Annotated in this window: 15 protein-coding genes; 3 read left to right on the top strand and 12 right to left on the bottom strand. The window is 48.8% G+C overall.

The window, feature by feature from the left end; genetic code table 11:
- Positions 1-52: 52 nt before the first annotated feature.
- Positions 53-799 (bottom strand): thermonuclease family protein, encoded by a 747-nt coding sequence (locus tag ABD880_RS06955; protein WP_345164004.1) that lies wholly within the window; start codon positions 797-799, stop codon positions 53-55.
- Positions 800-1089: 290 nt separating this feature from the next.
- Between ABD880_RS06955 and ABD880_RS06950 the strand changes: the two genes are divergently transcribed.
- Positions 1090-1797 (top strand): DNA alkylation repair protein, encoded by a 708-nt coding sequence (locus ABD880_RS06950; protein ID WP_345164002.1) that lies wholly within the window; start codon positions 1090-1092, stop codon positions 1795-1797.
- Between the two features lie 3 nt (positions 1798-1800).
- Here the strand turns inward: ABD880_RS06950 and ABD880_RS06945 are convergent, their stop codons facing one another.
- The 7 genes from ABD880_RS06945 to ABD880_RS06915 all read right to left on the bottom strand — a co-directional run bounded on the left by ABD880_RS06945 (position 1801) and on the right by ABD880_RS06915 (position 8572).
- The gene (locus ABD880_RS06945; RefSeq protein WP_345164000.1) at positions 1801-2253 is read right to left on the bottom strand and encodes a nucleotidyltransferase; all 453 of its coding nucleotides are present in this window, start codon (positions 2251-2253) and stop codon (positions 1801-1803) included.
- Between the two features lie 5 nt (positions 2254-2258).
- Entirely contained in the window at positions 2259-2492 is a 234-nt protein-coding gene (locus ABD880_RS06940; protein WP_345163998.1) for a hypothetical protein, read from the bottom strand.
- Between the two features lie 56 nt (positions 2493-2548).
- Positions 2549-6220 (bottom strand): SbcC/MukB-like Walker B domain-containing protein, encoded by a 3672-nt coding sequence (locus tag ABD880_RS06935; RefSeq protein WP_345163996.1) that lies wholly within the window; start codon positions 6218-6220, stop codon positions 2549-2551.
- 221 nt (positions 6221-6441) lie between these two features.
- Positions 6442-7056, bottom strand: coding sequence for an HD domain-containing protein (locus ABD880_RS06930; protein WP_345163994.1), 615 nt, complete (start codon positions 7054-7056; stop codon positions 6442-6444).
- 91 nt (positions 7057-7147) lie between these two features.
- Positions 7148-7495, bottom strand: a complete 348-nt coding sequence (locus tag ABD880_RS06925) for a hypothetical protein (RefSeq protein WP_345163992.1) — start codon at positions 7493-7495, stop codon at positions 7148-7150.
- A gap of 316 nt (positions 7496-7811) precedes the next feature.
- Positions 7812-8219, bottom strand: coding sequence for a DUF1761 domain-containing protein (locus tag ABD880_RS06920; RefSeq protein WP_345163990.1), 408 nt, complete (start codon positions 8217-8219; stop codon positions 7812-7814).
- A 41-nt stretch (positions 8220-8260) separates the two neighbouring features.
- Complete coding sequence (locus tag ABD880_RS06915; RefSeq protein WP_345163988.1) at positions 8261-8572, bottom strand: putative quinol monooxygenase; 312 nt, start codon at positions 8570-8572, stop codon at positions 8261-8263.
- Between the two features lie 433 nt (positions 8573-9005).
- Between ABD880_RS06915 and ABD880_RS06910 the strand changes: the two genes are divergently transcribed.
- Positions 9006-9530 (top strand): hypothetical protein, encoded by a 525-nt coding sequence (locus tag ABD880_RS06910; protein ID WP_345163986.1) that lies wholly within the window; start codon positions 9006-9008, stop codon positions 9528-9530.
- Between the two features lie 135 nt (positions 9531-9665).
- A complete protein-coding gene (locus tag ABD880_RS06905; RefSeq protein ID WP_345163984.1) occupies positions 9666-10136 on the top strand; it encodes a YybH family protein in 471 nt (156 codons plus the stop codon).
- Positions 10137-10200: 64 nt separating this feature from the next.
- Here ABD880_RS06905 and ABD880_RS06900 read toward each other — a convergent pair whose 3' ends face one another.
- The 4 genes from ABD880_RS06900 to ABD880_RS06885 all read right to left on the bottom strand — a co-directional run bounded on the left by ABD880_RS06900 (position 10201) and on the right by ABD880_RS06885 (position 14095).
- Positions 10201-10716, bottom strand: a complete 516-nt coding sequence (locus ABD880_RS06900) for a GNAT family N-acetyltransferase (protein ID WP_345163982.1) — start codon at positions 10714-10716, stop codon at positions 10201-10203.
- A 206-nt stretch (positions 10717-10922) separates the two neighbouring features.
- Positions 10923-11981 carry an NAD(P)-dependent alcohol dehydrogenase gene (locus tag ABD880_RS06895; protein ID WP_345163980.1) on the bottom strand — a complete coding sequence of 353 codons (1059 nt, stop codon included), beginning with the start codon at positions 11979-11981 and terminating at the stop codon, positions 10923-10925.
- A 190-nt stretch (positions 11982-12171) separates the two neighbouring features.
- Entirely contained in the window at positions 12172-13107 is a 936-nt protein-coding gene (locus tag ABD880_RS06890) for a pyridoxal-phosphate dependent enzyme (protein ID WP_345163978.1), read from the bottom strand.
- Positions 13108-13768: 661 nt separating this feature from the next.
- Positions 13769-14095 (bottom strand): HesB/IscA family protein, encoded by a 327-nt coding sequence (locus tag ABD880_RS06885; RefSeq protein WP_066504595.1) that lies wholly within the window; start codon positions 14093-14095, stop codon positions 13769-13771.
- Between the last annotated feature and the right edge of the window lie 13 nt (positions 14096-14108).

Raw genomic sequence — 14108 nt, 5'->3', positions numbered from 1 at the left:
TTGTCGATTGCTGGTTGTTTTATTTCAACAATCAACAATTGACAATCAGCAATTAAATGGCACAGACGCGGCAGGCTTTCCGGTTTCTTTGGCCGGCTACGGCATAGGTGGTTCTTAAGATGTTGCTTTTGCAGGAGGATAGGGCGCGGCAGCCTCGGTCCAGGTGATAAGTAGTGGCGCTTGGGCTGTCACAGAGGTAGACGTTGGCGCCGGCACTGGCAGAGCGTTCTGCGTCATTGGAGTGTACCTCTTTTAGTTGTTTGTTGGCGGCAGACTGTGCTTTTCTGTTGCTCCTAAACTCCCAGGGTGCCACCGGCGAAGGCCAGTCCCACAATCCTCTCTTGTCTAAGCGGGCCTCTTCTTCCAATCTGCCCAGCTCTGGGTCTTTGGAATAGGCTTTGTAATGCCAGGCAAATCCGTTCTTCACCATTTCATAGTTGAGGTTGCGTCCGTCTGGCAGGTAGATGATGCCCACTGTGCGGCCATAGCGGTCAATGTCTTTCACCTCAAGGCGAACGTCTTTCCCAAAGCACATCTCAGAGATGAACTGGCGCGCGCGCGTTCCAAAATCCTGGTTTTTCTCTGGGGCGTCAATCCCGTACAGCCGTACCCGCAACGGTTTGCCGTCTTTCAGAAGCTCTATGGTGTCACCGTCTTTGATGGCAATGACGCGGTGGTAGCCGGCAGGGGAGACCGTAATGACCTCTTCCTTTTTTTCTGCGGTCTGTTGGCAACCCAATAGTAGCAAAACCCAGAAGAGGGGCGCCCATGTAGCAGGAAATCGGAGATTTTGTTTCATAGGTTCTGTTAGATTGAAATGGCGCAGTCGCTTGTCTTTTACGAAGGTAACCCACATCGGGTAGTTTATGCCACAATTTCTTATTTGCGGCTTTTACCATCTAATGCCAAAAGAAACTATTGTAAAAAAGGGAGGGGGTGCCCGAAGCAAATAAATCCATCCAAGGTCTATTAACAAACTTCGTTTTTAGCCTTTTTTCTGGAAAAGAAGCTAAAAACGATAAAGCGACTGGGCCTCTTTTTACCTCAGTTTTTTTAGCTTTACCCAAGTACTCTTCTAACTGAGCAACCATGACGCTACAAGCTGTCTTAGAGCAACTGGCCGCCTACGGCCATGAACAAACCAGAAAGACGTTCTTGCGCCACGGCGGTCCCGAGAACATGTATGGCGTTAAGGTGCAGGACCTCAAAAAGATTCTGAAGCAGACCAAGCAGAACCACGCGCTGGCTTTAGACTTGTACGCCACCGGCAACTCAGACGCCATGTACCTGGCGGGTCTCATGGCAGACCCCAAACAGATGAACCCCGCCGATTTACAGAAATGGGCTCAACAAGCCAACTGGTCCATGCTCAGTGAATACGCCGTGCCCTGGGTAGCCGCCGAAAGCGCTCATGGCTGGGAAATGGGGCTAGCCTGGATTGAGTCTGACCAACCCCTCATAGCCAGTGCCGGCTGGAGCACGCTGGCCAGTCTGGTGGCCCTGCAGCCAGACGCCCAGTTGCCTATACCTAAACTTGAAGAATTATTAGAAAGAGTGGCAGCTACTATCCATGCCGCGCCCAACCGCGTGCGCTACACCATGAACAACTTTGTCATTTCTGTGGGATGTTACGTAGTACCCCTGCATGAAAAAGCAAAAGAGGTAGGACAAGCCATAGGAAAGGTAGAGGTTTTTATGGGCGACACCGCCTGCAAAGTGCCAGACGCCGTGCCCTACATTCAAAAAGTGACGGACATGGGAAGAATAGGCCAAAAACGGAAGACGGTGCGTTGCTAATGTTTAGCTTTTAGAATCGGGTAAATGCTCCAAATCATTCAGGTCTTTGTGACGGGCGGATGCTCGTTTGTTGTTCTTTAAATCTTGGAGATGGATAAGTGAAAAGGAAACTCCTTCTACTTCAACTTGTTGCCTTTTAGGAAATGCTTCAGAAAATTTCACCCCTGAGATGTGATTCATAATCTCAATATGAGCTGGGGGTTCTCCAATGTTAAACACCACCATTTGAGTAAAATCCATTTCTAAAATTGGAGAGGCATCAAACCCATACTCATCAATGGAGGCGACTAATTTTTGGGCGTTTTCATTGGAGGGTTCTACCCAGATGTCCATATCTCCGGTTGTCCTTGGGTAGCCATGAAGATTCACTGCATGACCCCCTACTAATAGAAAATGGACTTTGTGTTTAGAAAGAAGCGCCAAGAACTGGAGAAAATGAGCATCAAACAATTGCATAAACCTTATTTAGATGCGTTTTTACGCTGAAAGAACTCCTCTAAAGTTTCTTCTGCTCGCTTAATGAATAATTGAGTGCGTTTAGACATGGTGGGATTGGGCTGGGAGTAGTATTGCCAATATGCCTTTTTGGTTAGCCTAAAAGCCTCAGCCAAGCGCTCTGCATAGCTCTTGCTCTGCCAATAGGCCCGCTGGTCATCTTGTTCCGCAAACGTAGTAAACTGGATTTTAGGCTTCATAGATATAATACGCGTTTTAGTGTTTGAGGTAGTATTCACTTATTCACCCACTTGTCTTAAACCAAGACCCCGCCACCTACCACTTTAATCTCGCTTCGGCCGCCGGCGTGCTTTTCAACCACAATCTGCGTACTGATGCGCTCTTTCAAGGCTTCTACGTGAGAGATGATGCCGATCATCTTGCCGCTGGCCTGCAGGCTCTCCAAGGCGTCCATGGCAATGTCCAGGGTCTCGGCGTCCAGCGTCCCGAAGCCTTCGTCAATGAACAGCGAGTGAATCTGGGCCTTGTGGCTGGCCAAGTCTGACAAGCCCAAGGCCAGGGCCAGACTCACCAGGAAGCTCTCGCCCCCAGACAAAGAATTAACCGAGCGGACGGCATCGCCTTGATAGGTGTCTACTATCTGCAACTCCAGCTCGTTGTCCTGGCTTTTGAGGATGCGGTAGCGGTCGTTTAATCTAAGTAAATGCCGGTTGCCTAATTCCACCAGACGGGCCAGGGTGAGGCTTTGGGCGTACTTGCTGAACTTCTTGCCGTCTGCTGATCCTATGAGGCGGGCCAGTTTGTCCCAGCGGTTGGCTTCGCCTTTTTGCACCTCCAGTTGCTGGGTAAGCGATTGGTGCTTGGCGCGCAGGGCTTCGTCTTGCTGCAACTGCATCTCCAGGCGGGCGCTATGGGCCAGGTGCTGATTTTTTTCTTCTTCCAGGGCCTGCACCAGCGGGGCTATCTCTTCTAGGGTCAGCTCGGTGAGATGGCGCTCCTTTTCAATGGCTATTTCTTGGCGTACCTGCTGTAGGCTGTGCTCTGCCTCGGTGAGGGTTTTGCGCAGTTGCTCCTGTTCCTGGCGCAGGGCGGTGGCCTCTTCCTCTGATAAGAGAAGGGCTTGGATCTCTGCCAGAGAAGCAAAGCCCAGCGGCTGAATCTTGCCAAGCAGCGTGCGTTCCAGAAGAGCCAAGGTTTCTTGGTTGGCCGTCTGGTCTTTCTGCTTGGTAGTGAGTTGGTGCGTTAAGAGGTTGAGCTGCTCCTGGGCTTGTTGCAAGGCGGCTTCTGAAGCCTGTAACGCTTGCACGGCTTGTTGTACAGCTTGCTGCAGGCGCTGTTTCTCGGTTTGCGGGTGCTGGCCTTCTGGTAAGAGGGCGTGGCGCTGGGCGCGAAGTTCCTGCAGGCGCTCCTTAGAGGCCTGTAGCTGTTCAGCTTTCTGTTGTGCCTCAGCGGTTTTCTCTTTGAGAAGAGCGGTTCCGTTGTCTGCCGCGGCTTGCGCCTGCACTAGCTTCTCGCGTAGCTCGGGCAACTGTTGCTTTTGCTGTTCAAAATCTTTCCGGCGGGCTTCCAGTTGGGCCAATAACTCGGCGCCGTTGGTGCCGGAGTAGGAGAGACCGTACGTGCCGAAGAATCCTTTGATGGTCTCAGATATCACCATTTCCTGCTCTGCGCAGTCTGCCAACTCTTCTTGCAGTTGCTCTAAGCGGGATTGGGCGTGGGCGCGTTTTTGGGCTGTTTTCTCAATTTCATACCGAAAACGCTGTTGCTCAGAAAGCAATTGCTGTTCTGCCTGGCGGGCTTTTTCTAGTTGCGTTCTTAAACCGCGTAAACCTTCTAGAGTGGCCGTGGCTTGTTGTAGTTCGGTTTTGCGGGAGTTCCAGAGCCGGTGAATGACCTCAGAGCCGGCAATCTCATGCGCCAGTTCCAACGCGGCGTTCAGTTCTGAAAACTGCGCTTGCAAGGCTTTATTCTGCGTGGCAAGCGCCGTGAGTTGCTCCTGGGTATGCTGCTCGGCAATTTCCAGACGGTGCACGGCCGCCGTTGATTGGCGCTCTTGCTGGTCCAATTGCTGCACGCGCTGTTGCTGGGTTTGCAGGTTTTGCTCGGCCTGGCTTAGGGTGTGCGGCTGGTGTTCTTCTACCAATGGATGGTGTGTAGAACCACAGAGCGGACACGGTTGCTCTGGTTGCAGTTGGGCGCGGGCGTCTTCATATTGCTGAATCTGCCGCTGCAAATCCAGAATCTGCTGCACGTCTTTTAGTTTGTCAAGCGCCTGGTCACGTTCGGTTTTGGTTTGGGCTAAGGCCGTGCGTTGCTGGTGCAGGTCTTGGGTGGTTTGCGCCAAGGCTGCCTGCAACTCTTGTCTACGGGTTTCTTGCTGCAGGTAATTCTTGCTCAGGTCCAGTTGTTTTTCCAAGTGGCTGCATACAGAAGGCAGGCGCTGGCAGAGTTGCTCCAGTGCTTCGGGCTTCTGGCCTTGCAATGCGGTGCTGGTCTGTTCTTGCAGTTGCGTCAATTGGGTTTGCTGGTCCTGCAAACGGCGTTCAACTTCTTGTAATTGGGTTTTGAACTGGGCTTCGTTTTTGGCCTCGTTTTCAGAAAACAGGCTAAAATCAGCGTGCTCCTTCTGGTATTTGGCTTGCTGGGTGCGCACGTCGCGCAGGCTCTTTGCCTCTGCCCTAACCTCAGACAAACTCTCAGTGAGTTCTTCATCCTGCCTGTGCTTGGAAAGCCACTGGGCAACGCTTTGCTCTTGAGCGGTTAATGTGTTTAGTTCTTCTTGCTGCGCGCTTACTTGTTTAGAAAGTGCCTGTACCTGTTGCTGCAGATGGGCACTGGATTCTTCGTCTTTAGTGAGCTGGGCTTGTTGCGCAGCTATAAACGAGTCTTGTTGCAAAACTTTGTCCAGACGCGGCTCAGCTTCTGATACTAGCTGCTGGGCTTGCGCATGCGCGGCACGGGCCGCCTCTGTAGCCGTAATCTGCGACGCTACTTTCTGCTCCTGTTCAGGAATCTGTTCTTGCAGGTGTTTGACCGCGGCGCTGATCTGCTCACCTTGGCTGCTTATCTCTGCATAACGCGCCAAATCCCGCTGGAAGGGCTGGGTCTGTTCATGCTTTTGTAGCTTTTGCTGCTTGGGCCACCAGGCTTCCTGTTGGGATTTGGCGACGGCTAACTGCGCCGTGAACTGATTTTCTTTGCCTTGCAGTTTGTGTAGGTTCTCTAACCAGGCTTTTTCCTGCAAATGGTGTTGAGCATGTTGGTGCGCCAGTTGGGCGCTAGCCTTTAGGTTGGCAACTTCCTGCGTGAGGGCTTCGCGGGTTTCCTCAGGTAATAGCTGGTCAAGTTGCAGGCGCATTTCTATATCCAGCAGTTTCTGCTTCTCGGCTTTGGCCTTCTCATAGGCGGCCATGGAAATCTGGGAATAGATGCGCGTGTCCGTTAGTTTCTCAAGGAGTTCGCTGCGCTCGCTTTCGCTGGCTTTTAAGAAACGGGTAAAGTCTCCCTGTGAAAGCATCACCGACCGCAGGAACTGCTGGAAATCCAGCCCAATGATGTCGGCTACGCGTTTGGGCACCTCGCTGGGTTTTAAATCAAAGGGCACACCGTCTTCTACCAGGCACAGCTCCATGTGCACAGATTGGAACTCGCCAGTGGCTTTTCCGCGGCTGCGGCGTAGGGACCAGGTGGAGCGGTATTGCTTATTGTGGGCGATGAACTCCACCTCAGACTTACATTCGCCAGTGTGGCGCGTCATGATCTCCCGGATGGGCTTGCCCGAGTTGTGGCGGGGCACCTCGCCGTAGAGCGCTACCGTGATGGCGTCCAGGATGGTGGTCTTGCCTGCGCCCGTAGGCCCGGTAATGGCAAAGAGCCCACTCTCACTCAAAGGAGCCTCGTCAAAGCTGATAAGATGCTCTCCCTGCAAGGAGTTGAGGTTAAGGAAACGAACAGAAGTTATCTTCACGGGACAGGAAACTAAGCGAGTTCCTAAAGATAATAGGTTTTGAGATGCCCGCGGAAGGCGATTTTCGTTTTTGGCTTAGTTTGACCAAAACAGGCTGAAAACGGGATGTTTGGTTGTTAAGTAGACAGTTCGCCTTCTTACTTTACCTACAAGTTCGCTGGTGCCTGAGGTGCCGGATGTACCATACCCTGGCTTATGCTATTAGTGGTTCAGAAGAAGTGTTAGAGCAAGTCCATTTCAGTTTTTAGGTTCTGTCTGGCTTGTCTTTCAAACTTGTTATAAAAGTAGTCTGTTTTGAATATCCTGTCCATTGTCAGAAAATGATTCAAGACCTTTTTGCGTCCTGGGTTGTAAATGATGTCTGGATAGAGAGAGTATTCTTTTCTTACGTTCTTGTAATAGAGCGCATATGTTTCCCAGGGTTGGCCTAATATGGAAAGGTCTGCGTCTGTAAAAAGGTTTGTGTCGTGGTCAAGTGTTGTAAGGTGCGCCTTGGTGGCTAAGATTTGTTGTTTGCAACGGGCTATCTCTTCATCAGAGACGGTAAGCTGCCTCATTCGAGTTTCGGCAAGTTGCGCACTTTTTTCCTCGTTGTCTGATTTTAAGGGATTGTATATTATGTCATGATAATACAGCGTGAATAAGAGAGTGTCCCAATTTTGGATTTGGTCTTTTATAGTTGTAAGCTGTTCTAGTAAATTCTGAAGATGGTATAAAGTGTGATAATGCCTTTTTTTGCCTGAATAGTTTTTCTCAATTTCTACCCATAGCTCATTTGGCAAACTGGCATTGTCTGTGTAATTGGTAACGAGTTCTTTGAATGTTTCTTTTAGCACAATATTGTATTAAATCAGCTAACGTTTTGTACATAAAACGAGTAAGGTTTAGCCGAAGCATGGTTTATGTACTGGGTTAGCGTATGCAGTTTTACAGCTCTTTCAGTTTAATTAGAGAATATTCTCTTTTTAGAAGCTCTTTATATTCTGTAGAATCAATCCATGCATATTTTACATCTGATTCTCCATATTTCCAGTCTTTATTCTTTGGAATGAAGTCTTCATGCTCTCCAAACTCGCCACCAGAAAACTTCAAGTATAGCTTAAGCTCTTCAACTAATTCACTTTCCAAATCTTCCGTTGTCCAATCAAAAGGGTCAAAGGTAGATCCTAATTCAAAGGAGAGCTCTTCGTAATATTTTATAAAGTCGAGGTCTCCTTTAAGAAATTCAGAAGTAATTCTCCTAAGGGTTAGAATAGATTCTTTCTTTTCATCCATTTCGTGAATTCGTAATTACCTGTTGACGCTAACTATCGTGTAAACCGATTTACACGGCTTATCTGCACTATGTGCGGAGGGTATAGGTATTTTTCCGTTTACTGGGAAGAAACGGTGTTCTGCTCCTTTAGCAAAAAAAGGCAAGGTAGTCGCGGTAATGCAAATTAGCAGTATTCTTTGGAGTCATAAAATCATGTAGCCGCGTTATAACGCGAGTTACCCAAGTGTACACGTGTACAACACGGCTAGCAACAGTATATATGGCATTCGTTTTTAAACTCTTTTCCAGAAAGGAGGCCAAAAGCGATTTTTCGTTTTATTTCCAGGCGCCCAGGATAGCGCCCATCACCGTAAAGGCTACCGTCATGTACCCGCCGTTGATAAGAACATAGGCTAGTGGTTTCCTCTCAAAAAGCGAGATTACGCCAATACCCAATGCTACCCAGCCAAAGCCCGCCATAAACCCGGCCGTCGCGCCGAAGGCCGTGTCACCGGCGCCAATAAACAGAGCCAGGTTCAAAGCCATGAAGAAGGACAGCACAAAGGCCAACCCGAAGATGAGGGCCATGTTGGGTTTGCCCATGTTCTCCGGGTCAAACTTGTTGGCGTGCATCCAGGCATTGGCAAACAGCAGGGGAGAGTACCAGAGTCCGCCTAGTAAGAAGGTAGACAGGGCGGCCGCCGCAATCGCCAGCCAATTTAGGTTCTGAAAAGCAGTGGACATATCCATAAAATAGCTAGATAAAGGGTTTAAGGAGGTAGAGACTATTGCTTGCCACCTGCTAAGGATAACTCAATTTTTTCTGGTTTGCCGGCCAGCAGCGGCATGGCTTGCATGATTAAATCTCTGCAGCCGGGTAGGTGCAGGGAGTTGTCATGGTCTTCTACAGAGTCCCAAAGCTCACTAATCCAGATGCAGTCTTGGGTTTGCAAGTCTTTATAGACTAGGTATTGGTGGCATCCTTTGGCGGTAGAGACCAGATGTGAGGCTTGCAACAGGATAGAAAGCAAGGCTTCGCGCTGGTCTGGCTGGGCCGTCATCTTCCCCAACAGGGCGTATTTTTGAGTGTCTTCCATAAATGGTACTGGTAAATTCTTTCAGGTAGAATATTTGAGCAGGTGAGGTAAAGGAGCAGGCTCACCGCCATCTAAGGTACTAGAATATATTACTTCATATATAGTTTAAATATAATCTTATGGTTTATTTATGAAGGTAAGTGTATTATAAATCAAGTATTTAGCTTTTTATTTAACAAGGTGTTAGTCAAAAAATAGTTCTTTTGGTTGTTGAAAATCCTTTAAGAGAGCATCTAAATGCAGAAAGAAACAGTATAAGCCCTGAAGCAGTTAGCGAGCGCGTTTAGGATTTTTGGCACGGACCTTGCATAATGTCTGTCAGAACGAAATAAACGATTTTGCACTACTCTGAAAAACTTGGCATGGAACTTGAAATAAGGTCAGCCAAACAGAGTATTAAAAAAAAACTTCTCCCACTATAAAAGAAACCGTTATGAAAAAGGTAAATGTAATGTTAAGCCTGGTGTTGATGATTGCTTTGATGTTAAGCTCATCTGTTCAAGCACAAGATAAAAAGTGGAGCCCACAAGCTAAAGGTGCCGTGATTGGCGGTGTTGGTGGAGCCGCCGCAGGTGCTATCATTCACAAAAGAAACCGCGCCGTGGGTGGCGTAGTGGGTGGTGTTGCCGGTGCTGCCGCAGGGTACGGCGTTGGTAAGATCATTGACAACAAACAAAAGAAAAGAGAGGCTGAGCGTGTAGCTGAATTCAACAGAAACGTTGCCGCTAACAGAGTCTACGCGTATAGCTCATCTAACAGATCTGCCGGGTCTAGCAAAAAGTCTACAGCTACTAAAGCTGCCGTTGCTGCCCCAGCCGCTACTATGGCCTATACTGGTTATACTGCCGGTCAGCCGCAAATCATGAGCATGGACAACATGGCCTTCTTGCCAAACGAGGATTACGGCGACTACTCTAAGCCTTACTCTAACACAGAGTACAGAAGAAAGAGCTGGTAAGCAGGAGTGCTTCAAATAAAAAAGCCCAGGCCCTGCGCTTGGGCTTTTTTATTATCAAAAATTAAAATATTTGAAACTCCTAATATTCAAAGGGAGTATGAGTCATAACATTCATTAAAACTAAATCCCCATTCTATGAAATCTAATATCCTAATGTTCTTGGCAGTGCTTCTGGTAGGGCTTTCTTCTTGCTCTAAGATGGAAGAAAAGAAAGAGCCCATGAACGTGTCTACGCTCAGCCAACAGTTCATTGGCGCCTGGAACAGCAGAAACTCCAGCCAGTTAGATACTTTGTTGGCAGAAGATGCCCACTTTGTACAAGGCGAAGTCCATTTTAACGGTAAAAGCGAAGTTTCTCAGAAATGGGTGCGCGAGACCATGGGCACCATTGAAAACCTGAAGACCTTTGCCGTAAGCTCTGGCGCAGATGAGAACATAGCTTTTGAGGGCGGTACCTTCACGGTAGACGTCATCCCAGAAAGCCGCGAGTTGCCAAGAGGCCAAGGCGAGGGCAACTACATGCTCATCTGGAAGAAGAATGACAAAGGCGCCTGGAAACTGCATTACGCCCAGTTAGAAGACCATCCGGTAGAAGTGAAGCGCTAAGTACCCTTCTTCAATGATAGAATAACAAAAGGCCGATACAGATTTCTGTATCGGCCTTTTGTGTTTATGCGCTAGTTGTGGATTTATAGAGTTTCAAGGCTTCGGCGGTTTCTGGCCAATGGAAAATGCGTTCAAAGGTAAAGCCTAGTTTCTCTAATAACTTGCCTGATTTCTCATTGTTTGGCGTGGTATAGGCATAGACGGTGTGCATGCCCAACGTTTCTCTCCCGTATAGGAGCGTGCCCTGTGCCGCCTCCAACGCATATCCTTTTCCACGGTGGTCAGGCATGAAGGCGTACCCAATATCTGGCGCTGGAAGCACGTCTCGTTTCAATAAACCACAGGTACCAATAGGCATGTTATTTTCCTTCAGCCTAACCAGGTAGGGACCAAACCCAAGATCGCGGTAACTTTTCAGGGGGCCGTTTTCCAGATAGAAACGGGCCTGGTCTAGCGTCTTCACATTCCTGTCACCAATGTACTGGAGCCACGCTGGGTCGTTCAATAGTTCCACCATGAACGGCGCATCGTCAAGGCTGAGATGATGCAGGGTCAGTCGGTTGGTTTCCAGAATTGTCATAGCATTAGGCCTTGTGTGAGTAGCTTTAAAGGTAAGCAGTTCCATCTGGACCACACAAGCATGGACCTTGTAAAAAAACAGGTTTACGTGGACTTGCCAAAGGGCGTTTTTGGCCTTATTTCCAGAAAACAGCCCAAAAACGGAAAGCGCCAGCTCCTTTTCAGGAACTGGCGCTTTTTATGTACTGCGTTGGCAATCAGATAAAATTAAGAATGCCCGTTCTCCAGGGTAGACATGTCAATCACAAAACGGTATTTCACGTCACCGGCCAGCATGCGGTCATAGGCGGTGTTAATTTGCGACATGTTAATCACCTCAATGTCTGACAGAATATTGTGCTCTGCGCAATAATCCAGCATTTCCTGGGTTTCAGCGATGCCGCCAATCAAAGAACCGGCAATGCTACGGCGCCCAAAAATCAAGGTACCCGCATGCAGCTCTGGCGCTTCTGGGGGAACACCTAACAGAATCATGGTGCCGTCACGTCTCAACAAACCAGCATACATGTCCAGGCTCACCTTGGCAGAAACGGTGTTGATGATGAAGTCAAAATAGCCACGCACCTGCTTCAAGGCGTTCTCGTCTTTGGTCACCACAAACTTGTGCGCACCCAGAGACTGGGCATCGGCTTCTTTGCTAGGGGAGGTACTTAATACGGTCACTTCGGCGCCCATAGAGGCAGCCAGTTTCACGGCCATGTGGCCTAAACCGCCTAAGCCTACCACGCCCACTTTATGTCCTTGGCCTACTTTCCAGTGTCTCAAAGGCGAGTAGGTAGTAATACCGGCGCAAAGCAAAGGCGCCACGCGGGCTAGCTCCTGGTCTTCTCTAATCTTGAGAACGAATTTCTCATTCACCACAATCTGGTTGGAGTAACCGCCGTAGGTGGGCGTGTCCATGCCTTTTTCGGGGCTGTTGTAGGTGCCGGTGAACCCGTTCTCACAGTACTGCTCATACCCGTCACTACAGCTAGGGCAAGACTGGCAGGAGTCTACCATACAGCCCACGCCGGCCAAATCACCTTCCTTAAAGTTTTGGACGTGGTTACCCACGCGCATTACGCGGCCCACAATCTCATGACCCGGCACTACGGGGAAATTGGTGCCGGCCCATTCGCCTTTGGCGGTATGTAAATCTGAGTGGCACACGCCACAGAACTGGATTTCTAACAATACGTCATGCGGACCTACATCCCGACGCTGGAAATTAAATGGGGCCAACGGAGTGTTGGGGTCAAAAGCGGCATATCCTTTAGTAGCAAGCATTTTTATACGATTAGGTGTGCAGATGAAAAGGGTAATCCTAAAGATACGGGAAGCAGGAGAGTAAGATATCCTTCTTTTTTATGAGAGCTACTAAAGACTTGCTGCTCAACTGCTGTACTACAGGAAACCACTAGGGCTTTTTAGCTACAAAGACGCCAAGCGTTTTAGGCCTGATTTCCGGAAAACAGGCCTAAAACGGAAGCTTGGTTACATCCACGTTTCCTCCTGAGAGGATGATGCCTATCTTCTTGCCTATATAGTCTTGCTTCTCTTTGAGCAACGCTGCAAACGCCACGGCGCTGGACGGCTCAATGATGATTTTCAGGCGTTCCCAGACCAAGCGCATGGCGGCAATAATCTCTGTCTCTTCTACCCGAATTATCTTCTCCACATGCTCTTTAATGATGGGGAAGTTAATATCTCCTAACTGAGTTCTTAGTCCATCTGCGATGGTGTTGGTGGTGTCATTAGATTCAATCTGGCCGCTTTGCAGAGAACGATAGGCGTCATCTGCCCCAAACGGCTCGCCGCCCACTACTTTGCAATCCCGCCCAAAGAAATGTGCCGCTAACGCCGTACCGCCAATCAATCCGCCACCACCCACGGGTGAGAAGATGTAACCCAGGTCTGGGTAGTCTTGTAGCATCTCTAGCGCCGCCGTGCCTTGTCCTAGAATCACGTCCAGGTCATTGGACGGATGAATAAAGTACGCGCCGGTTTCTTTTTGCACTTGCGCCGCCACTTCTTCGCGGGCAATGGCAGTAGAGGCGCATTCTATAATCTGACCTCCATACCCTACTACGGCATCTTTCTTTACCTGCGGTGCATTCTCGGGCATGACAATGTACGCCTTCACGCCAATGCTCTGCGCCGCTAGGGCCAGTGCCTGCGCAAAATTCCCAGAGGAGTGCGTGACCACGCCTTTGGCTCTTTGCTCATCAGACAACTGCAAAATGGCATTCACCGCCCCGCGCATCTTAAAGGCTCCCATCCGCTGGAAGTTTTCGCATTTAAAGAACAACCTAGCGCCCGCCATTTCATCCAATAGCCTAGACGTGAGCACCGGCGTACGATGGATGTGAGACGCAATTCTGGTCTGTGTGGCAAGTAAGTCTTCTCTGGTCATGGATTGGGAGGAAGGTTAAGGAGTGATTTTACTTCGCAAAGGAAGTAAAAAGTAAGAACAGGTATATCGGGGAATAGTAACAGTAAACACTTAACAGTAAATCAGTTCTTCCGGATTAGAAATCCGAAAGAACTTTGTTGGGGATTTGTAATCCACTTTGGTCTTCTTTGCTCTTCCGGATTTATAATCCGAAAGCATTCTGTCGGGGATTTCCAATCCCCGCGCCGGGTAGGGCGCAATGACGCATAACCTGGTCATTTGCTTTCTTGAAGGCGTTTTAAGCCTGATTTCCAAGAAACACGCCAAAAACTAGAATTGGTGTAAAATTGGAAGCTTGTTATTATGAATGCAATTTGCGCCGTGCCCGGCGCAGGGATTGGAAATCCCCAACAGAGTCCTTCCGGATTATAAATCCGGAAGAGCGGGAAGAGCAGGGACCGGGAAATCTGAGTACGAGTGATGACGATTTTACTTCGCAAAGGAAATAAAATGAGGTAACAGATAAACCAGAAATGAAGGCTAAATCAAAAACAGAACCGCAGAACTGTTTTTGGCTTGTTTTCAAAAAAATAAGCCAAAAACGATTAATGAAAACCTAAAGCCCATAAATAAGAAAAGCCACCTCAATGGGTGGCTTTTCTTATTTATTAAAATACGTTGCTTACACAGAGAAACTGTCGCCGCAGCCGCAGGTACGGCTGGCGTTGGGGTTGTTAAAGTAGAAACCTTTGCCGTTGAGGCCGTCAGAGAAATCCAACTCAGTGCCTGCCAGGTAGAGGAAGCTTTTCATGTCTACCACCACCTTCACGCCCTTGTCTTCAAACTCCTGGTCCATGGGCTTCACTTCGTCATCAAAGTCAAGCTTGTAGGACAGACCGGAGCATCCGCCGCCGGCCACAGAAGCACGTAACCTGAAGCTGTCATCTATGTTAGAATCCTTCTTCAGCTTTTCTACTTTCTCTTTTGCTTTATCAGAAACGGTAATCATACGCGTATCCTCC

The sequence above is a fragment of the Nibribacter koreensis genome (assembly GCF_039541795.1).
Taxonomy (GTDB): domain Bacteria; phylum Bacteroidota; class Bacteroidia; order Cytophagales; family Hymenobacteraceae; genus Nibribacter; species Nibribacter koreensis.
Note: the sequence above shows the minus strand (reverse complement) of the source record. Positions and strands in the feature narration are given on the sequence as shown.